Here is a 19014-nt window from a genome sequence, read left to right as displayed (position 1 = left end):
CTTTTATTCGGGGGGGCTGGGAGTGCTCGCGAACAGTATTCGTTGATCGACTGCCGCAAACGCCCTGGCCACCAGGTACTGCGATGTAAAAAAGGCCAGCGAGACGTCGCTCTCGCGCCCCGCTGGCAGAGGTAAAGCCTTTACCGTGCTATCAGACGCTGATGCACAGGTATTTGATTTCGAGGTAGTCCTCGATACCGTACTTGGAACCTTCGCGGCCCAGGCCCGAAGCCTTGATGCCACCGAACGGCGCCACTTCGTTGGAGATCAGGCCGGTGTTGATACCCACCATGCCGTATTCCAGCGCTTCGGCAACACGGAACACGCGGCTCATGTCGCGGGCGTAGAAGTACGAGGCCAGGCCGAACTCGGTGTCGTTGGACATGGCGATGACTTCGGCTTCGTCTTTGAAGCGGAACAGCGGCGCCAATGGGCCGAAGGTCTCTTCCTTGGCGACAGCAGCAGTCTTCGGCACGTCAACCAGAATGGTCGGCTCGAAGAAGTTGCCTTCGATCAGCTTGCCACCGGACAGCACCTTGGCGCCTTTGCCAACGGCGTCTTCGATGTGTTCCTGAACCTTGGCGACAGCCTTGCCGTCGATCAGCGGGCCAGTGGTGGTGCCTTCTTCCAGGCCGTTACCGATCTTCAGCTTGGCCACAGCAGCGGCCAGCTTCTGGGCGAACGCGTCGTAGACGCCGTCCTGCACGTAGATACGGTTGGCGCAGACGCAGGTCTGGCCGTTGTTGCGGTACTTGGAGATGATCGCGCCTTCGACCGCCTTGTCCAGATCGGCGTCGTCGAACACGATGAACGGGGCGTTGCCACCCAGCTCCAGGGAAACCTTCTTGATGTCCTTGGCACATTCTTCCATCAGCTGGCGACCGATTTCGGTCGAGCCGGTGAAGGACAGTTTGCGTACCAGGGAGTTGCCGGTCAGCTCGCCGCCAACTTCACCAGCGCTACCGGTAACCACGCTCAGCACGCCAGCCGGGATACCGGCACGGTGGGCCAGTTCTACCAGGGCCAGGGCGGAGTAAGGGGTTTGCGAAGCAGGCTTGAGCACCATGGTGCAGCCAGCGGCCAGGGCCGGGCCGGCTTTACGGGTGATCATGGCGGCCGGGAAGTTCCACGGCGTGATGGCCGCGGTAACACCGATTGGCTGCTTGATGACGATCAGGCGCTTGTCTGGCTGGTGGCCAGGGATGGTGTCACCGTAGATGCGCTTGGCTTCTTCGGCGAACCACTCGATGAACGAGGCGGCGTAGGCGATTTCGCCCTTGGCTTCGGCCAGTGGCTTGCCTTGCTCGGTGGTCATCAGGCGAGCCAGGTCGTCCTGGTTCTCGATCATCAGTTCGAACCAGCGACGCAGCTTGGCCGAACGCTCTTTGGCGGTCAGGGCACGCCAGGCCGGCAGGGCCTTGTCGGCGGCTTCGATGGCACGGCGGGTTTCCGCGGTACCCATCTTCGGCACGGTACCGATGACTTCACCGGTGGCCGGGTTGGTCACCTTGATGGTCTGGCCGTTGTCCGCATCCAGCCACTCACCATTGATATAGGCTTGCTGGCGGAACAACTGAGCGTCTTTGAGCTGCATGTCGGCTTCCCGAATTGTTGATTGTTGAAAAGCGCCCAAGGCAGGGCATCGAGCGTTTGAAATCTCAAACGAATGCTAAGCGGCTGCTGGGGTGTTGGACAATAGGCTGTTCGAAAAAAAGAACGAATGGTTGAACAGCCGAGTGGAAAATTCATCATCCCGCATGATGGCAACCGGCCTCGTCGCGGGCTCATCAGGGCGCCGAACCGCCGCGAAGAGGCCGGTACAGGTTAGACGAATCAACTGAAGGAAATGTGATGGGAGGACCGACGGCCCTCCCGAAGGGGATGAATCAGAACGCCTTGGCCAAGTCGATCACCAGTGCTCGATAACCGACCGAGCCCGGCTGCCGGCTGTGTACCTTCAGTTCCACCAACACCTCCTGGGTCCCGCGCCGCACCTCGTTGAGCACGGTAGTGGTCAATTTTTCGGGGGTGAGGAAGTTCACCGAAGCCGAGTAGATGAACTGGGTGTCGGTCTCTGGCCGGTAGGCCACCACCGAGGTCACCGGGCTGTACCACTCGTCGCCGCGTGCCTTGCCGTACTCCCACACCTGCTCGACCGTGCCCTCGGCTTCGTCGATGCGGTACTCCACTGCCCGGCTGTAGTTGCCCGCCAGCTTGGTCGGCGCAAAGTCACGCCCCCAGCCATTGTCGAACACGGTCAGCGTGCCTTTGCCGGTCAGCCAGGCGGTGTGCTGGGTCCACGACCAGTCGAAACCTTCGCTTTCAACCGGTTTCAGTACCTTCTCACGCAGGTGCTGCGGCCAGCCTTGAGGCGAAGCAAGAATCCACTTCACCTGCTTGTCGCGACCAACCTTCACCACGCCCTGATGCCGTGCTGAAACGATGATGCTGTCGTCATCGGCGTCGTAATCGATGGCATTGACGTGTGCCCAGTTACGCCCGGTGCCCACCCCCGGCGTGTCACCAAAGGGCAAGTCGCCCTCGGCCAATTCGTTGGCCAACCGCTCGTCCTGTTTCTGCACCCCAGGCGGCAGTTGGATCGCCGCCTTGCCGAGGGTTTCCAGCAGATCGCCTCGGTAGGGGTCGAGGATTTGGTTGAGGTCCCAGAAATCGAGCACATCCCCGGCCTCGCTGACCTCGATGATATGGTCACGGATCGAGCGCACGCGCTTGCCGTCAGGGCGGCGGTAGTCGCTGGTGCCAACCCGTAGCAAGTAGGTGCCATTGCTGGTTTCGCGGATTTCATGGGAAAAGTCGGCGAACTTGTCGGGCAGGCTGCGCTGCCAGATGCGTCGGCCCAGCAGGTCATACTTGGAATAGGTCTGGCCCTGGCCCCAGATCAGCTTGCCGTCGCGGGTCTGCTGGAAGCCCATGGTGCCGCCCAGGCTATCGCGGCGGTTGGAGTCGTGGATCTGTTCGATATCCAGGTACCAGCGCACATCGCCATTGCTGTCGGCAATCCAGTTGTTGCCCACCTGGTCCCATTCCGCCGCACCACCCAGGGCATTCCACTTGAAGGCGCGGCCGCCCGGAATGTCGCCCTGCAGATGGTTGAACAGGTACAGGCGCTTTTCGAAGCCCGGCGCCACTTTGACCGGTTCCACCTCTGGCAACGCAGCAGTCTGCTTCGCCACCACGGGCAGACGCACGGCGGGGGCGTAGATCTGGTACTGCTCGCGAATGCGCTCGCCATCGAGCTTGTAGGTCACTTCCACCTGGTTGACGTGGTCCGGGTACAGGCCAAATACCGGGATACCGCCGTAGGTCCACAGCGAACGGTCGGACACGTCATAGACGATGTCCACGCCCCGCTCACCGCGCCCCAGCACACGGACATGCGCGTCACTCAGGCTGCGCCCGCCGTCGCGGATGATCGCGGTCAGCGGCGCCAGGCGGTACGGGTTGACCACCACGTCGCCGAGCAGCGCTTCGTCGCGCTCCGGGACTTTTGCGGTCAGGCAGGCGCCTTCAGGCAGTGCAGGGGTTTGGGTCTTGGCATTCATGGCATAGCTCCTTGTGCTCAGAAGTCGTAACGGGCGGTTGCGCCGAAGGTGCGTGGGGTGCCGAGCACGCCGGCATAACCACCGTTGGCGGAGTTCCACAGGCTGGTGAAGTAGGTTTTGTCGCCGGCGTTTTTCACCCACAGCGACAGGTCGACCACGCCGTCGCCCTGGTCCAGGCGCACACCGGCGGAAAGGTTGACCAGCGCGTAGCTGGGGATCTGGCCGAAATCGGAATCGTCAATGGTGCCCACGGCCTTCGAGCGGAAGGCGTAGCTGGCAGTGACGTAGGGCTCGACATGCTCGGTGGCTTGCCACTTGTATTGGGTGTTGAGGTTGGCGATGTACTTGGAGGCGCCGACCACCTGGTGGCCGGACAGATCGCAGGTGGCAGTGGCATTGGCCAGGCTCACCTCCGGCGGGCATGGGGCGTCCTTGTACTCGGTGTAGCGTACGTCGTTCCACGAACCGTTGAAGTTGACCGTGAGGCCACGAATCGGCAGCGCCGTGGCCTCGAACTCCAGGCCGCGCGAGCGCACGCGCCCAGCGTTGGCCAGGTACTGCACGCGGTTGATCTGGTCGTAGACGTTGGCCTGGTAACCATGCACTTCAGCCCAGAACAGATTGCTGTTGAGTTGCAGGCGGCCGTCGAACAAGGTGCTTTTCAAGCCCAGTTCGGCGTTGTTGACCCGCTCGGTGCCCACCAGCAGCGAATCGGTGCCCAGCCGTGGCGCGGCGCCTACAGTCAGGTTTACACCGCCAGATTTCTCACCGTGAGTCAGGGTGGCGTAGCCCAGCAGTTGCTCGCTGAAGCGGTAGCTCAGGCCCAACAGGCCGGAAGGGCTGAAGCTGTATTGGTTGAGGTCGCCCGAATCATAGGCACCTATCCGGGCCTGGCGCGCGGCGGCAGCGGCCCCATCTACCGCGGCACCGCCGCTGGGCGCATCGCGAGTCACCCAGGCGCTCTTTTCTTCGTAGGTTCCGCGGATACCGGCGGTGAAGTCCAGGCGATCGGTGACATGCCAGGTGCCCTGGGCGAACAGCGCGTAGCTGTCGGTATCGATGTGCCCATCACCGATTGTGTTGACGTTGTTCAGCGCACCGGCCGGGGTCAGGTTCCAGATATCCGCCTGCGGCCCGTAATAGGTGAAGGACTTGTTGTCCAGGTCCTGCTTGAAGTAGTAGGCACCCAGCACATAGTCGAATGCACCACCGGTGGGCGATGCCAGGCGGATTTCCTGCGAGTACTGCTTGTCACGCACCGATACACCGGCACTGTAGAACACCGGCACGTTCAGGCCGTCGTCGTTGCGCGGGGTGAAGTCCCACCAGCGGTAGGCGGTGATCGAAGTCAGGGTGAAGTCGTTGGGCAAGGTCCAGTTGGCCTCCACCGAAGTACCGCCCTGGAACACCGTCACCTGTTGGTCGGCGTCGAAATTGACCTTGCGGTCCTTGCCCGACACCAGCGTCGCGCCCGCCTGGGCGGCCAGGCTTTCGTAGCGATTGACGCCATTGATGGTCGGCCCGGTGCTGTACAGGCTGAGGATGCCGTTGTTGGAGTCTTCTTCGTTGTACTCGCCTATCCAGCGCAGGTTGAAGGTGTCGCTGGGCTTGAACAGCAGTTGGGTGCGAAAGCCCTGGCGCTTGCCGCCGTTGAGGTCGTCACCGTTGTGGATGTTCTTCACATAGCCATCGTCTTCGGTGCGATAGGCGCTGATGCGCCCGGCCAGCGTCTCGCTGATCGGCCCCGAGAAACTGCCCTGGGTTTGCAGGTAGCCGTCTTCGCCGAACGACTGCTGGATGCTGCCTTCGCGGTGGAAGGTGGGCTTGCGCGTGGTGATGTTCAGCACACCAGCGGTGGTGTTCTTGCCGAACAACGTGCCCTGCGGGCCGCGCAGCACTTCCAGTTGCTCGACATCCAGCAGGTCGAATACCGCCATGCCGGGGCGGCCGAGGTAGACGTTGTCCAGGTAGATACCAACGCTGCCTTCCAAGCCGTCGCTGGCCGGGTTGTTACCCAGGCCACGGATCGAGATGCTCGACTGGCGCGCATGCACATAAGCGACGTTGGTGCTGGGCACCAACTGTTGCAAATCCTGCACGCGGTAGATGCGCTGAGTTTCCAGGGTTTCGCTGTCCAACACGCTGATCGGCGTGGGCACGCTTTGCGCGGTTTCTTCCCGGCGGCGAGCATTGACCGTGACGGTGCCGAGCTTGGCTTCCTGTTCCACCGCCGGGGTGGCACTGACCGGCGCTTCGGCAAAGCTTCCGGAGGACGCCGCCAGCAGCACGCCAGCGGCCAAGGGTTGCAAGGTGAAACGCGACGCGCGCGCAGGCCAACGGGAAAGTCCGGACATGCAAATGCTCCTTGAGGCATGGGCCCTGGCGAGCATTTCCGTTGGCGGAACCGAGTCGCGGTCAGACGGGCTTATATTCTTTTAAGTGATATAAATATTTGTAATTCATATTTAGTGGAATAAGTAACACCCTTTATAAGGGGACTCACCCTTGTCAGCAATTGCATTTGACCGAAGGTTTTAATGTAGAAAATGCATATCGATCTGCGTCAACTGCGCCACTACATTGCCCTTGTCGAGCACCGCAGTTTCGTGGCGGCAGCGGCGGCGGTTAACCTGTCGCAATCGGCTTTCAGCCGCAGCATCCAGACCCTGGAGCACAACATCGGCTGCCGCCTGGTGGACCGCGCCAGCAAGGAACTGGCGCCAACCCGCCAGGGGTTGCTGGTGCTGGAGCATTCGCGGCGGCTGGTGCATGGGGCGCACAACCTGGTCAACGAAATTCACCAATTCAACGGCGCAACCACCGGGGTGGTGCGCTTTGGCTCCGGCCCCGCGCCAGCCGGTGGTTTGGTGCCGCGTGCGGTGGCGCGCTTCGTGGCCGAATTCCCGGCGGCGCGCACCTGCTTCCAGGTGGACAACTGGCAGGCGCTGAACCGCAAGCTGGTAGCCGAGGAGATCGAGTTTTTCGTTGCCGACACCCGCCAGTTCGAGTCTGACCCGGATTACCAAGTGCACAAGCTGACGCCGCAACGCTGGCATTTTTGCTGCCGCGCCGGGCACCCGCTGACCAAGCGGCAGAGCGTGCTGGCACGAGACCTGTTCGACTATCCGATGGCCACCACTTTTCGCCCGCCGAATATCCGCAAGATCCTCAGTGACCTTAGTGGGCGGCAGGACTTCTTGCCTGCGGTGGAGTGCGAGCATGGGTACGCGCTGCTGAATGTGGTGATGCACTCGGACACCATCGGCATTGCCTGCAATGCCAATTTGCGGCCTTATCAACGCGACGGCGGGCTGGTGAAGTTGCAGCTGGCGGACCTGACGCCGGAGCAGGAAGAAGCGTGCCATACACGCTATGGAGTGGTGAGCCGGGTGGGGTATGGCTTGTCGCCGCTGGCGCAAGGGCTGGTGAGGCAGTTGATTGCCTGTGATACCGAGATGTAGCTGGGGGCTTCGCCCCCGGATCGCAACACAAGGCCGCTACACATTGGCTCGGCGTGCGCCGTGCTTTTGTGGAAGCGGCCTTGTGTCGCGACAGGGCCGCAAAGCGGCCCCGGCACTCTCAACCTTTACGCGTAGTCCGGCTCAGTTGACCATCCACACCCACCGGCACTTCTCCCGCCAATGTCACCCGGCGCACAACCCGCGGCTGGGTCCCATAATCATCCACCGCATAATGCTGCGTCGCGCGGTTATCCCAAATCGCCACATCCCCCACCTGCCAGCGCCAGCGCACAGTGTTCTCCAGGCGCGTCACATGCCCTTGCAGCACAGCGAACAGGTGCTGCGAATCCGCCAGCGAATAGCCCTTGATGCGTTTAACGAAGTGCCCCAATTGCAGTGCCCGCTCACCACTGATCGGATGCACGCGTACCACCGGGTGCTCGGTTTCGTACACGGTCGATGTGAATACCTTGCGATAACGCTCAAGCTTGGCCGGGTCTACATCTGGCTTGATGCTGGCGTAGTCGTATTCGTTGCTGTGCACCGCCCACAGCTTGTCGGCCAGCTCGCGCAGCGGCTCAGGCAATTCCTGGTAGGCCGCAGCCGTGTTGGCCCACACGGTATCGCCACCGGATGCCGGCGCCACCACGCTGCGCAGGATCGAGGCTTTGGGGTAGGCATCGACGAAGGTCACGTCGGTGTGCCAGGAGTTGGCTCGCTGACCTTCGGCACCATCCAGTTGCAGCAGGTAGCTGGTGCCATCGACCACCGGTACGGTCGGGTGGGCCACCGGCTCGCCGAGCAGTTTGGCAAAACCTTCCTGGCTCTGGTCATCCAGGTGGGTCTGCTCACGGAAGAAGATCACTTTGTGTTGTACCAGGGCCGCCTGAATAGCCTCGACGGTAGCTGCGTCGAGGTCGGCGGACAGTCTTACCCCGCGGATTTCGGCGCCGATACGGCCGGCAACCGGGTGAATGTCGAGTTCAAGGGCTTGTGGCGCGGTGGCCAGGGCAGCATTGCTCATGGTCGTGGTCCTTGCGGTCATTGTCGGGGTTTTTGATGGTTCAGCGGGCGGCCTGCACGGCCTGCTCCTGTTTCAGCGCAGCATCGAGGAAACGCGGTTCGATCCAGTCGGCCACCTGGAAGCCACGGCGAATCAAACGCTCCTTGGCAGCCAGGTCGACGCCTTGCTGCAGTTGGCCGACGAATCCGGCGTCCAGGCGTGGGTCGAAGTAGTGGGCGAGGTCTTCCTTGGCCAGGTCATCGCTGAGGATGCTGCGCGGCCAATTGGCGTTGCTGGCCACCAGATCGATGTATGCCTGACGGTTGTGTTCGTCGCGCAGCCAGGCACTGGCCTGCTCCTGGGCATTGACCAGGCGCTGCACCAGCTCGGGGTATTGACGGATGAAATCGCCGGTGCCCAGCAGCACTGCCTGGGTGCTGCCGGCGCCTTCGAGGTCACGCGAATTGACCGGTAGCTCGACCAGCCCGCGCTCACGCAGCGATAGCAGGTTGGACAGGCCCCAGGTGGCATCGATCTGCTTGGCCGCCAGCGCAGCGTTGGCGGCGTTGAAATCGAGGTTTATCACCTTCAGCTCACGCTCGCTCAGCCCCTGGCTGGCCAGGGCGCTGGCGAACGACAACTGGTTGGCAGTGCCGCGGAACACCGCCACACGCTTGCCCTTGAGGTCGTGCAAGGTCTTGATGCCAGAGCCCGGTACCACGCCCAGGTAGCTCTTCACCCCGCGCACGCCCGCCGACAGCACGCGGGTATCCAGGCCATTGGCCTTGCCGACGATTGCCGCCAGGTCGCCGAGGTACGCGAAATCAGCCTGGCCGTTGGCCAATGCCTCGTTCACCACCGGCCCGGCACCCTTGAAAAAGCGCCAGTCGATGCGGATGCCGTCCTTGGCGAATTCCTTCTCCAGCAATTGCTGGTCACGCAGTACATCGACCACACCACCGGCGCTGGGCTTGCTGCCGGCGCTCAGGTCGGGGACGGCGATGCGGATGCTTGCTGGCTTGGCCGGTTCAGCCGCGTGGGCACTTAGGGTGAACGCCAGCCCAAGGGCGGTAATCAGGTGACGCAACGGGGTTTTCATGGCAAGGCTCCTTGGCAGGCTGCCACCGGCGATGGCCGGCGCTTTGGCCAGAAGCTAGGCAGGTCTGGTTAGAACCCACAAAGATCAAAACTTCATTTTTTAGTAACTGAAAGGCATAAATCAGGCTGCATGCGGGCCTGAGCGGAGCTTGCGGAAAACGCATGGAAAATATGAGGAAAACGCAACGGCAAGGGGCTTCCCCATGCAGAGGACGCATGCTCTTATCTCTTGAATGCTGATTAAGTTAATTTTTAATTCCATAAGTGAATAACTTAACAACGCTTCGGGAAATGGCCTATGAATGGAGTGCTGAGCAGGAATCGGGGGGGGCCGCTACGCGGCCCATTCGCGGCGCAAGGCCGCTCCCACAGGGACCGCATTCTCTCTGTGCAGCGGGTTCTGCCGTGGTTGCTGCCTGTGCTGATTGCGCTGCTATGGGAGGTGGCCAGCCGGCAGCACTGGATGAGCGAGCAGATACTGCCGGCACCAGCGCTGGTGTGGCAAAGCGCGCTGGAGTTTGGCGCCGGCGAGCTTTGGGAACACCTGTGGATAAGCTTGCAGCGGTTGTTCTGGGGGCTGGCGGTAGGTATCGGCAGCGGCTTGCTGCTGGGTGTATGGCTGGGCGCTTCGCGTCAGGCGCAGACATTGGTGCTGCCAACCTTCGTGGCGCTGGCGCAGATTCCGACCCTGGCCTGGATCCCGTTGTTCATGCTGTTCTTCGGCATCGGCGAGTTGCTCAAGCTGGTGGTGCTGGTGAAAGCCGTGGTGGTCCCCATCACCTTGCACACGCTGGTCGGTGTGCGCGATGCCCAGCCCAAGCTGCGCGAGGCCGCCGCGGCGCTACGCCTGCCTCGCCATCTGCTGTTTCTGCGCCTGTTGCTACCGGCGGCCCTGCCCGCCTTTCTGACTGGCGTACGCCTGGCACTGGCCACCGGCTGGACCTCACTGCTGGCGGTCGAGTTGCTGGCTTCCAGCGAGGGGATCGGTTACCTGATGGTCTGGGGGCGGCAGCTGTTCATGCTCGACCTGGTGCTGCTGTGCATCCTGGTGATCGGCCTGGTCGGTGCCGTGCTGGAGCGCAGTTTTTCGGCCCTGGAACATCGCCTGCTTTACTGGCCGCAACCGGCCACCGGGGAACACCAGCGCGGTGCTGTGCCGCGTGGCTGGCAAAGCCTGCTGCTTCCCTTGGCGATACTGGCGCTGTGGCAGGCCAGCAGCAGCTTCGGCTGGGTCGACCCGAATATCTTGACCTCGCCACTGGAGGTACTGCGCACGCTGCTGGTCGGCCTGGCTGATGGTTCGCTACCACAAGCCTTGCTGCTCAGCCTGCAACGCACCCTGACCGGCTTGCTGCTGGGTGGCGGCGCAGGCCTGCTGGCCGGCTTGGTGCTAGGGCTGTCCCGTAATGCCGAGCGCCTGTTCGGGCCGAGCCTGACAGCCTTGCGCCAGGTGGCGCTGTTCGCCTGGGTGCCGCTGCTCACCGCCTGGTTCGGCCTGGGCGAAGGGGCCAAGCACGTATTCGTCGGGCTGGCCGCGTTCTTCCCGTTGCTGATCGCTACCCAGCGCGGTATCGCCGGCCTCTCACCACAGTTGGGCGAAGCCGCCCGCACCCTGCGTCTGGGTCTGTGGCAACGCTTGCGCCTGCTGGTACTGCCCGGTGCGGCCCCGGGCATTTTCGCGGGCCTGCGCCTGTCGCTGATCTATGCCTGGCTGGGCACCATCGGTGCCGAATACTTCATGCCCTCGGACGGCGGCATCGCCAGCCTGATGATCGGTGCCCAGCAGCTGTTCCGTATGGACCAGGTGATGGCCGCCATGCTGTTGATCGGCCTGGTCGGCGCCCTGCTCGGCACCCTTGGACAACGCCTTGAATCGCGCGCCACGCGCTGGAGAACCGCATGAACGCCTTCAACACTTCGCACCTGCACGCGGCCAACCAGCCCGACGCAACCCCGCCCCTGGTCAGTTTCGAAGGGGTGGGCAAAGTGTTCAGCGTCGATGGCCAACCGCTCGAGGCCATCCGCAACTTCAACCTTTCGATCAACCAGGGCGAGTTCATCGCCATCGTCGGCGCTTCCGGCTGCGGCAAGTCCACCCTGCTGCGCCTGCTGGTGGGGTTGGATACCGACTACAGCGGCAGCATTCGCATCGACGGCCACGCCGTCAGCGGTATTGGTGGCGAACGTGGCATCGTGTTCCAGGAGCATCGGCTGTTTCCCTGGTTGAACGTGGAACAGAACATTGCGCTGGGCCTGGCCAACGAGTCGCTCACCCAAGGTGAGCGCGCCCGGCGGGTACATGAATTCGTACAACTGGTGGGGCTGGTCGGCTTCGAGTCGGCCTATCCACACCAGCTGTCCGGTGGTATGGCCCAGCGTGTGGCGATAGCCCGTGGCCTGGTAGCCAGCCCGCGCATCCTGCTGCTCGACGAGCCGTTCGGCGCACTGGATGCGCTGACCCGCCAGCAACTGCAGGACGAATTGCTGGCCATTCGCGAGCGGGCGGGCATCACCACCTTGCTGGTGACCCACGATGCCGAAGAGGCGACGTACCTGGCGGATCGGGTTGTGGTGCTGGAGCCACGGCCGGGTCGCATCAAATCGGTGGTGGGCATAGACCTGCCGCACCCGCGCTTGCGCTCCGGCGTAGCGCTGCACGGCCTGCGCGAAAAGGTGCTGCACCAGATCACCGGCGACGGCGGCTACCTGCCGCCACCGTCACGCCGTGTAGAGGGCCTGAGGCCCGAGTTGATCGCCCTCTGAGATGTCGGCATGCCTCCGGCCTGTAGGGATCTGCACAACCAATAAGGTAAAAACAGCTACAGATCAAGGCGATGGACGTCACCGATTCAGATGGGTATCATGCGTGCGCGTTGCACTCGTAGCTCAGCTGGATAGAGTACTGCCCTCCGAAGGCAGGGGTCGTGGGTTCGAATCCCGCCGAGTGCGCCATATCAAAAAAGCCCTGGGCCTGAGCCCGGGGCTTTTTCGTTTGTGCGACAAGTCGCGTTTCTGGTACTCCCGTGCCACGGGTCATTGGTGTTAGCGTGGGCGTCTTCCCGTTTCCGGACGGGTAACCCATAACAATGATTGGCGAAGGAATGCGCGCAACCATGCACCTGAAAAAACTCACCGCCACCACCCTGCTGCTGGCCAGCATCGGCTTGTTCACTCAGCCAGCCCAGGCCAACCTCACCCAGCAGCAGTCCGCTGCCATCGTCAAAGCCTTCGACGGCAGCGACCCAAGCGACTTCAAGCAGTTCCTCGGCAAGCTCAAAGGCAGCGACTTGGCCAAGGCCGATAACCTCGAGGCAACCCTCGACGCCTACCTGGCCAACACACCATTGGCCGCCGAGCAACAGGACGAAATCAACCGCCTGCTCGGCCTGTATACCCGCATCAAGTACGGCAAGGCTGCAACCGAAACCCTGCGCGAACTGGTGGCCATTCCCACCTTCAACGTCGAGGGCACGCCGCAGTACGAAAACCCTGAGTTCCTCAAGATCGCCGACAAGATCAAGGCCCTGGCCGACAGCTTCGGCCTGGCCTTCCGCAACATCGACAACCGGGTGTACGAAATTTCGCTGGGTAGCGGCAAGGAAGTGATCGGCATCCATGCCCACGCCGACGTGGTACCGGTCAACCCGGACAACTGGAAGCTGGCCGACGGTACGCGCTTGGACCCGTTCAAGGTCACCCTGGTCGGTGACCGCATGTACGGCCGCGGCACCGAAGACGACAAGAACGGCATCGTGGTGGCGATGTATGCACTGAAGGTAGCCAAGGATGAAAACTTGCCGCTCGCCCGGCAGTTCAAGCTGCTGATCGACACCACCGAAGAAACCAGCGGTGATGCCATCCCCTACTATTTCGAGCGCAACCCTACACCTGACTACAACCTGGCCCTCGACGGCGGCTACCCAGTGGTCATCGCCGAAAAAGGCTACGGCACGGTCATGGCCAGCTTCAGCAAGCGCCCGGCCACGGGCAAGGGTGCCGAAATCGTCAACCTGACCGGTGGCCTGGCCACCAACCAGATCCCGACCACATCGGTGGCGACCCTGGTGTCCGACAACCCGGCACAGCTGGCCAAACACCTGCAGCAAGCCGGCAGCAAGTATGTGAAGCAGCACGGAAGCGACTTCAGCATCGATGCCAAGGCCGACGGCAAACAGGTGTTGCTCACCGTGACCGGTGTTTCCGCCCACTCTTCGGAGCCGGAGTCCGGGGTGAACCCGGTTGCTCGCATGCTCGACTTCATCAACGGCCTTGGCCAGCAGGTACCACTCAAGCACAACCAGTTCACCGATGCGGCCCGCTACGCGGCCGACAACTGGGGCCTGGACTACCTTGGCAACAAGCTCGGCGTGGCCTTCAAGGACCCGTTCATGGGCCCACTGACCGCCTCGCTGACCTTTGTCGGCGTGGATGACAAGGGCCTGAAATTGGCGGTGAACCTGCGCATCCCCAAAGGCAAACCCATTGCCACGATCAAGGATGAACTGGCCGACAAACTGGGCAAGTGGACCCGGCAAAGCCACACCCCGGTGGCGTTCGACTATAGCCTGGACGAACCGATGTACCGCAACCCCGAAGGCGAATGGGTGAAAGCTTTGCTCGCTGTGGCCTCCGAGAACCTGGGCATGAAGCATGAGTTCGGCACCTCGGCCGGCGCGACCTCGGTGCACGACTTGCCCAATGGCGTACAGTTCGGCCTGGCCATGCCGGACGTGAAATACACCGGGCACAACGACAACGAGTTCAAGACCGTGGACCAGTTCATGCTGGACCTGCAGGTAGTGAGCGAGATGGTGGCACGGCTCGGGCAAATGCCGAAGCTTTGATTGGCAGTCCCGGCCTCTTCGCGGCTAAAGCCACGAGGAGGCCGGCCCAGGCAAACACCCATGACGTTTTTCAATCGACTCCATGCCGTTTCCTGCATTGCCGTGCAGAGCGCCGTGCCGGATGCTTTAGTTACACCGAGACAGCGCTTTTTTCACCCGCAGAGGCCCGTATGAAGACCGTCGAACAAATCCTCAAGACCAAGTCCCAGCACCAGACCGTTTACATCATCGGCCCGGATGACTCGGTGCTCGACGCCCTGAAAATGCTGGCGGAGAAAAACGTCGGTGCGCTGCCCGTGGTCGAGGGCAACCAAGTGGTGGGTATCGTCAGTGAACGGGACTATGCGCGCAAACTCGTACTCAAAGGCCGCTCTTCCGCCGCCACACCGGTGCGCGAAATCATGAGTGCACCGGTGGTCACCGTGGAGCCCAAGCAAAAGCTCGACTTCTGCATGAACCTGATGACCGACCGTCACCTGCGTCATCTGCCGGTGGTCGACAACGGCAAACTGCTCGGCCTGCTGTCGATCGGCGACCTGGTGAAGGAAACCATCGCCGAACAGGCCAGCCTGATTCAACAAATGGAACAGTACATCCGCGGCGAGTGAGCCCCTTCAATGGTAGGCGCGCTCCAGCTCGTCCAGCTGATGGTCAAAGCTGCGCAGGCGCGCCGACCAGGTGTACACCAGCACTTCCAGGTCACGGTTCAGTACTGCCGTATTGCCGTGGCCGCTGTGCGTGGGTTCGCCCAGGTCCAGCTGGTAGCGCTCACGGGCCATGGCCTGGGCCACGCTGGACAGGTCGCGGGCGTTGGCCAGCCAGTGGTGATGATGGTCATGGATTTCGCGATCGAGCACCCGGCACTGGCGCTTCAGCGCATCCAGGCTCTGCTCCAGCGGTGTGCCCTTGAGCTCGCCCATGACTTCTTCGAAGGTGCGCCCCGAATGCCAGTAGCTGCCCCAGAAATACCGGTCGAATACGGTTTCGACGCGGCGCAGCGCCACCTTGGTGTTCCAGATGGTCAGCAACGTTCGCCCCTGGATCACTTCGCGCTTGTTCAGGTGCAACTGCTGCCAGGCGATCCAGGTCAGCGCCACCAGTACAACCGCCACGGTGACTGCGGCAGCGGCATACAGGAAATGCACCGCCTGGTTCATCTGTTGCGTCTGCCTGATGCCATAGAAGTAACTGGCCGTCAGGGTGCCCAGGATCGTCACGGAACACCAGAAACCTGGTGCGTAGGGATCTTTCATCGCGCTATCCCCTTATTGTTTTCCTGAGCATAGCAACGGCCGATCACTCGTCAGGTGCCGCTCGGCGCTTTATTTTCGGGGGCGGCGCAACGCTTCGTTGAGTTGATCGAACGGCACCGCCCAATCGGCATCTTCAATGATGCTCTCCTTGAGAAAAGCACGCTGAGAGTCGGTCCAGAACGGCGCATCCACCAGCTTGGTTTCATTCTTCAGCGGCGAATGGCTGGTGATGAACTGATCGATGCTCTTGGGATCGTCGGGCAAGCCCAACTGCTTGAACAGGTCGGCAAAGGGATGGGTCGGCGCTTCCATGGTTCCTCCTAAGCGCCAGGTAGGCCGTCCACGACGCCCGCCTGGCAGTGGTGTGAAAACATCAGCACAGCTCGCGCACTTCGGCGTGCGGCACCAGCTTCATGTACTGCTCCATGCTCATGTGGATCAAGTGATCGTGATCACCCGCCTCCAGGTAGACATCACCCTGGCGGGTTAGGCTCGGGTCGAGCAGCATTTTTATCTGGTAAGCATCGCCAAGGGCCGGCACTGCGCCGCGCTCGCAGTCATTGAACAAGCTTGGCAGGCCACTTTCACGGGTCAGTTGCCAAGCCCCGGACATGCGAACCTTGCTCATGTCCAGATGCCGGTTGGCCGGCAGCACGGCCATGATGTAGTTGCCATGACGGTCATCGAGCATCACCGACTTGGCGACCCGCTCGGCGGGCACGCCGGCCGTGCGGGCCGACTCCAGGCTGGTGGCCGAATGTGGGTGGGGAATGATGTCGTAGTCGCAGTTGGCCTTGTCCAGGCGGGCCTGCAGGGTCTTTGCCATACGCATGATGCACCTCCGGTTTCGCCCCCCAATCTCCAATTTTAGGCCGGGCCGCGGCAGGCAGGGCTAAACTTGTGTAATACAGGCAAACGAGGTGACGACAGGTGATCGCCCGCAGCTGGTGCTGGGTGTTGCTGCTGTTGTTGCTTGGCATCACGCCAGGTGGCCAGGCAGCGCCTGGTGCAGTGTGGGTGCTGGGCATCGATGACGCCATCGGCCCGGCCAGCGCCGACTACCTGGTACGCAGCCTCGACCAGGCCCAGGCGCAGCGCGCGCAACTGGTGGTTATCCGCATGGATACCCCTGGCGGGCTGGACAGCGCCATGCGCCAGATGATCAAGGCGATTCTCGCCAGCCCCGTGCCGGTCGCCACCTACGTCGCACCCAGTGGAGCCCGAGCCGCCAGCGCGGGTACTTACATTCTCTACGCCAGCCACGTCGCCGCGATGGCTCCTGGCACCAACCTGGGCGCCGCCACACCGGTGCAAATCGGCGGTCCGCCAGGCCCGGGCAAGGACGACAAGGGCAAAAACGGCGAAGAGGAAACCCTGGCACGCAAGCAGGTCAATGATGCCGCGGCCTACATCCGCGGCCTTGCCCAGCTGCGAGGGCGCAATGCCGAGTGGGCGGAGAAGGCTGTGCGCGAGGCCGTCAGCCTGTCGGCCAGCGAGGCGTTGCGGCTGAACGTTATCGACCAGGTTGCCGATGACCTGCCCGACCTGTTGCGCAAACTCGACGGCAAAACGTTCATGGTCGCCAGCCAGCCTCAGCAACTGCACACCACAGACGCAAGCCTGGTCGAACACCTGCCGGACTGGCGCACACGGGTACTGGCGGTGATCACCAATCCCAGCGTGGCGCTGATCCTGATCATGATTGGCGTGTACGGCCTGCTGTTCGAATTCATGAACCCTGGCTCTGCGGTGGGCGGCGTAGTCGGCGGCGTCTGCCTGCTGATGGCGCTGTACGCCCTGCAGCTATTGCCGGTGAGTTTCGCCGGCGTGGCACTTATCCTGCTCGGCATTGCCTTCATGATCGCCGAAGCCTTCTTGCCCAGTTTCGGCGTGGTCGGCTTTGGCGGCATCGTTGCCTTCGTGGTCGGCGCATTGATCCTGATCGATACAGACGCCCCCGGTTTTGGCATCCCGCTGGCCTTGATCGGCACCCTGGCACTGCTCTCGGCATTACTGATCGGCGGCGTACTAGGCATGGCCCTCAAGGCCCGCCGACGGGCACTGGTCAGCGGGGACGCCGGCCTGGTCGGCAGCCTGGTCACCGTTACCCAGGTAATGCCAGACAATCCGTTCTGTGGCCTTGTGCTGGCCCAGGGCGAGCAATGGCAAGCGCAGTGCGCAACAGTGCTGCAAGCCGGCCAGAACGTGCGGGTAACCGCGCGCCATGGCGTCATGCTGCAAGTGAGCGCTGCCGCCGCCGCGCAAGGAGAATGACCATGTTCATGCAAATGGGTTTCGGCGCCGTGCTGATCGTGCTGGTGATGCTGTTGCTGTCGGCGTTTCGCATCCTGCGCGAATACGAACGCGGTGTAGTGTTCCAGCTGGGGCGCTTCTGGCAGGTCAAGGGGCCGGGGCTGATCCTGCTGATCCCGGTGATCCAGCAAATGGTGCGGGTCGACCTGCGCACGGTGGTGCTGGATGTGCCGCCGCAGGACGTGATCACCCGCGACAACGTCTCGGTCAAGGTCAACGCGGTGTTGTACTTTCGCGTGCTCGACCCCCAGAAAGCGATCATCCAGGTCGAGGACTTTTTGGTAGCGACCAGCCAGTTGGCCCAGACCACACTGCGTGCGGTACTGGGCAAGCACGAACTGGATGAGCTGCTGGCCGAACGTGAGCAACTGAACGCGGACATTCGCCAGGTGCTGGACGCGCAAACCGATGCCTGGGGCATCAAGGTGGCCAACGTCGAGATCAAGCATGTCGACCTCAACGAATCGATGGTCCGCGCCATCGCCCGGCAGGCCGAGGCCGAACGCGAACGGCGGGCCAAGGTGATCCATGCCGAGGGGGAATTGCAGGCGTCGGAGAAGTTGATGCAGGCAGCACAGATGTTGGGCAAGGAGCCTGGGGCGATGCAGTTGCGCTATATGCAGACGCTGGGGGCGATTGCGGGGGACAGGACCTCGACCATTGTCTTCCCGATGCCGGTGGACTTGCTGACGGGGCTGGTAGACAAGCAGAAACAATAAAGGCCGCTATGCAATTACTGTAGGAGCGGCCTTGTGTCGCGATGGGCTGCAAAGCAGCCCCCGTGGCCCGATCAGAGAGGTGCGCGGCGCAGGGTCGCCAGGAAGGTCGCCGCCCCAATGAACAACCCGGCAAAAGTCCGGTTCAAACGCTTCTGCTGTTTAGGCGTACGCAGCAAGCGCAACACACGCGAAGCCAACCCGGTGTACCCGGCCATCACCAGCATGTCCACAGTGATCATGGTCACGGTGATCGCCACATACTGCGGCAGCAGCGGCGCATGCGGGTTGAGGAACTGCGGCAGCACCGCCAGCATGAACACCAGCGCCTTGGGGTTGCTGACGTTGACCAAGAAGCCACGCAAGACCAGGCTCAGCGGTTTGCCGATCGGGCGCACGCCGGATTCATCGGTCATGTCCATCGGCAAGGCACGCCACTGCTTGTACGCCAGGTACACCAGGTAGGCGACGCCAAACCATTTGATGACCTGAAACGCCGTGGCCGAGGCAGCCAGGATGGCACCGACGCCGGCAGCGATGATGGCGATCTGCAGGATCAGGCCTAGCTGCAGGCCCAGGGCATTCCAGTAACCACGCCAGAAACCATATTGCAGGCCACTGGACATCGAGGCAATCGCCCCGGCACCGGGTGAAAGGCTGATCACCCAACAGGCGGCAAAGAAGCCCAACCATACTTCCATCGACATCACACACCTCGCTCGAACATTTGTTGCAAAACGTTAAGCTAAGGTTTTGGTGAAAA

Annotated in this window: 16 protein-coding genes and 1 tRNA gene; 8 read left to right on the top strand and 9 right to left on the bottom strand. The window is 62.3% G+C overall.

Going from position 1 to position 19014, the window contains the following annotated elements; genetic code table 11:
• Positions 1 to 151: 151 nt before the first annotated feature.
• The 3 genes from gabD to ACNQP3_RS00905 form a co-directional block, all read right to left on the bottom strand.
• Positions 152 to 1594 carry an NADP-dependent succinate-semialdehyde dehydrogenase gene (gabD, locus tag ACNQP3_RS00915; RefSeq protein WP_012270020.1) on the bottom strand — a complete coding sequence of 481 codons (1443 nt, stop codon included), beginning with the start codon at positions 1592 to 1594 and terminating at the stop codon, positions 152 to 154.
• 292 nt (positions 1595 to 1886) lie between these two features.
• Positions 1887 to 3563, bottom strand: a complete 1677-nt coding sequence (locus ACNQP3_RS00910) for an aryl-sulfate sulfotransferase (RefSeq protein ID WP_264316708.1) — start codon at positions 3561 to 3563, stop codon at positions 1887 to 1889.
• Positions 3564 to 3580: 17 nt separating this feature from the next.
• Positions 3581 to 5917: a TonB-dependent receptor gene (locus ACNQP3_RS00905; protein WP_060493599.1), complete on the bottom strand. Its 2337-nt coding sequence runs from the start codon at positions 5915 to 5917 to the stop codon at positions 3581 to 3583.
• Between the two features lie 192 nt (positions 5918 to 6109).
• Between ACNQP3_RS00905 and ACNQP3_RS00900 the strand changes: the two genes are divergently transcribed.
• Entirely contained in the window at positions 6110 to 7024 is a 915-nt protein-coding gene (locus ACNQP3_RS00900; protein WP_060493600.1) for a LysR family transcriptional regulator, read from the top strand.
• A gap of 118 nt (positions 7025 to 7142) precedes the next feature.
• Here ACNQP3_RS00900 and ACNQP3_RS00895 read toward each other — a convergent pair whose 3' ends face one another.
• Together ACNQP3_RS00895 and ACNQP3_RS00890 are read right to left on the bottom strand one after the other, a co-directional pair.
• The gene (locus ACNQP3_RS00895) at positions 7143 to 8048 is read right to left on the bottom strand and encodes a TauD/TfdA dioxygenase family protein (RefSeq protein WP_060514238.1); all 906 of its coding nucleotides are present in this window, start codon (positions 8046 to 8048) and stop codon (positions 7143 to 7145) included.
• Between the two features lie 40 nt (positions 8049 to 8088).
• The gene (locus tag ACNQP3_RS00890; RefSeq protein WP_264316707.1) at positions 8089 to 9126 is read right to left on the bottom strand and encodes an ABC transporter substrate-binding protein; all 1038 of its coding nucleotides are present in this window, start codon (positions 9124 to 9126) and stop codon (positions 8089 to 8091) included.
• Between the two features lie 297 nt (positions 9127 to 9423).
• Between ACNQP3_RS00890 and ACNQP3_RS00885 the strand changes: the two genes are divergently transcribed.
• From ACNQP3_RS00885 to ACNQP3_RS00865, 5 genes are all read left to right on the top strand, one after another.
• Positions 9424 to 11028: an ABC transporter permease gene (locus ACNQP3_RS00885; RefSeq protein ID WP_264316706.1), complete on the top strand. Its 1605-nt coding sequence runs from the start codon at positions 9424 to 9426 to the stop codon at positions 11026 to 11028.
• A complete protein-coding gene (locus tag ACNQP3_RS00880) occupies positions 11025 to 11888 on the top strand; it encodes an ABC transporter ATP-binding protein (RefSeq protein WP_012270013.1) in 864 nt (287 codons plus the stop codon). Before ACNQP3_RS00885 ends, ACNQP3_RS00880 begins: the two co-directional genes overlap by 4 nt.
• Before the next feature lie 112 nt (positions 11889 to 12000).
• Positions 12001 to 12077: transfer RNA gene (locus tag ACNQP3_RS00875), tRNA-Arg, on the top strand.
• Between the two features lie 161 nt (positions 12078 to 12238).
• Complete coding sequence (locus ACNQP3_RS00870; protein ID WP_069943158.1) at positions 12239 to 13969, top strand: dipeptidase; 1731 nt, start codon at positions 12239 to 12241, stop codon at positions 13967 to 13969.
• Between the two features lie 170 nt (positions 13970 to 14139).
• On the top strand, positions 14140 to 14577 hold the full coding sequence (locus ACNQP3_RS00865; RefSeq protein WP_264316705.1) for a CBS domain-containing protein: 438 nt from the start codon (positions 14140 to 14142) through the stop codon (positions 14575 to 14577).
• 6 nt (positions 14578 to 14583) lie between these two features.
• Here ACNQP3_RS00865 and ACNQP3_RS00860 read toward each other — a convergent pair whose 3' ends face one another.
• The 3 genes from ACNQP3_RS00860 to ACNQP3_RS00850 form a co-directional block, all read right to left on the bottom strand.
• Positions 14584 to 15222 carry a hypothetical protein gene (locus ACNQP3_RS00860; RefSeq protein WP_012270010.1) on the bottom strand — a complete coding sequence of 213 codons (639 nt, stop codon included), beginning with the start codon at positions 15220 to 15222 and terminating at the stop codon, positions 14584 to 14586.
• Between the two features lie 69 nt (positions 15223 to 15291).
• Complete coding sequence (locus ACNQP3_RS00855; protein WP_012270009.1) at positions 15292 to 15534, bottom strand: DUF2789 domain-containing protein; 243 nt, start codon at positions 15532 to 15534, stop codon at positions 15292 to 15294.
• Positions 15535 to 15595: 61 nt separating this feature from the next.
• Positions 15596 to 16054: an aminoacyl-tRNA deacylase gene (locus ACNQP3_RS00850; RefSeq protein ID WP_012270008.1), complete on the bottom strand. Its 459-nt coding sequence runs from the start codon at positions 16052 to 16054 to the stop codon at positions 15596 to 15598.
• A 98-nt stretch (positions 16055 to 16152) separates the two neighbouring features.
• On the opposite strand from ACNQP3_RS00850, the gene ACNQP3_RS00845 reads away from it, so the two are divergent.
• Both ACNQP3_RS00845 and ACNQP3_RS00840 read left to right on the top strand, forming a co-directional pair.
• Positions 16153 to 17496, top strand: a complete 1344-nt coding sequence (locus tag ACNQP3_RS00845; protein ID WP_264316704.1) for an NfeD family protein — start codon at positions 16153 to 16155, stop codon at positions 17494 to 17496.
• Positions 17497 to 17498: 2 nt separating this feature from the next.
• A complete protein-coding gene (locus ACNQP3_RS00840) occupies positions 17499 to 18254 on the top strand; it encodes a slipin family protein (protein ID WP_012270006.1) in 756 nt (251 codons plus the stop codon).
• 71 nt (positions 18255 to 18325) lie between these two features.
• On the opposite strand, the gene ACNQP3_RS00835 is transcribed toward ACNQP3_RS00840, so the two are convergent.
• Positions 18326 to 18958 (bottom strand): LysE family transporter, encoded by a 633-nt coding sequence (locus tag ACNQP3_RS00835; RefSeq protein ID WP_060493605.1) that lies wholly within the window; start codon positions 18956 to 18958, stop codon positions 18326 to 18328.
• Positions 18959 to 19014 lie beyond the last annotated feature (56 nt).

The organism is Pseudomonas sp. LFS074, assembly GCF_047978165.1.
Taxonomy (GTDB): domain Bacteria; phylum Pseudomonadota; class Gammaproteobacteria; order Pseudomonadales; family Pseudomonadaceae; genus Aquipseudomonas; species Aquipseudomonas putida_P.
Note: the sequence above shows the minus strand (reverse complement) of the source record. Positions and strands in the feature narration are given on the sequence as shown.

Bases quoted from the DNA above. Each gene is read 5' to 3' on its own strand.
- ACNQP3_RS00910 (WP_264316708.1), bottom strand. From the start codon at position 3,563: ATGAATGCCAAGACCCAAACCCCTGCACTGCCTGAAGGCGCCTGCCTG.
- ACNQP3_RS00900 (WP_060493600.1), top strand. From the start codon at position 6,110: ATGCATATCGATCTGCGTCAACTGCGCCACTACATTGCCCTTGTCGAG.
- ACNQP3_RS00840 (WP_012270006.1), top strand. From the start codon at position 17,499: ATGTTCATGCAAATGGGTTTCGGCGCCGTGCTGATCGTGCTGGTGATG.
- ACNQP3_RS00835 (WP_060493605.1), bottom strand. From the start codon at position 18,958: ATGTCGATGGAAGTATGGTTGGGCTTCTTTGCCGCCTGTTGGGTGATC.
- ACNQP3_RS00860 (WP_012270010.1), bottom strand. From the start codon at position 15,222: ATGAAAGATCCCTACGCACCAGGTTTCTGGTGTTCCGTGACGATCCTG.
- ACNQP3_RS00855 (WP_012270009.1), bottom strand. From the start codon at position 15,534: ATGGAAGCGCCGACCCATCCCTTTGCCGACCTGTTCAAGCAGTTGGGC.
- ACNQP3_RS00865 (WP_264316705.1), top strand. From the start codon at position 14,140: ATGAAGACCGTCGAACAAATCCTCAAGACCAAGTCCCAGCACCAGACC.
- ACNQP3_RS00880 (WP_012270013.1), top strand. From the start codon at position 11,025: ATGAACGCCTTCAACACTTCGCACCTGCACGCGGCCAACCAGCCCGAC.
- ACNQP3_RS00850 (WP_012270008.1), bottom strand. From the start codon at position 16,054: ATGCGTATGGCAAAGACCCTGCAGGCCCGCCTGGACAAGGCCAACTGC.
- ACNQP3_RS00885 (WP_264316706.1), top strand. From the start codon at position 9,424: ATGAATGGAGTGCTGAGCAGGAATCGGGGGGGGCCGCTACGCGGCCCA.
- ACNQP3_RS00870 (WP_069943158.1), top strand. From the start codon at position 12,239: ATGCACCTGAAAAAACTCACCGCCACCACCCTGCTGCTGGCCAGCATC.
- ACNQP3_RS00905 (WP_060493599.1), bottom strand. From the start codon at position 5,917: ATGTCCGGACTTTCCCGTTGGCCTGCGCGCGCGTCGCGTTTCACCTTG.
- ACNQP3_RS00895 (WP_060514238.1), bottom strand. From the start codon at position 8,048: ATGAGCAATGCTGCCCTGGCCACCGCGCCACAAGCCCTTGAACTCGAC.
- ACNQP3_RS00890 (WP_264316707.1), bottom strand. From the start codon at position 9,126: ATGAAAACCCCGTTGCGTCACCTGATTACCGCCCTTGGGCTGGCGTTC.
- gabD (WP_012270020.1), bottom strand. From the start codon at position 1,594: ATGCAGCTCAAAGACGCTCAGTTGTTCCGCCAGCAAGCCTATATCAAT.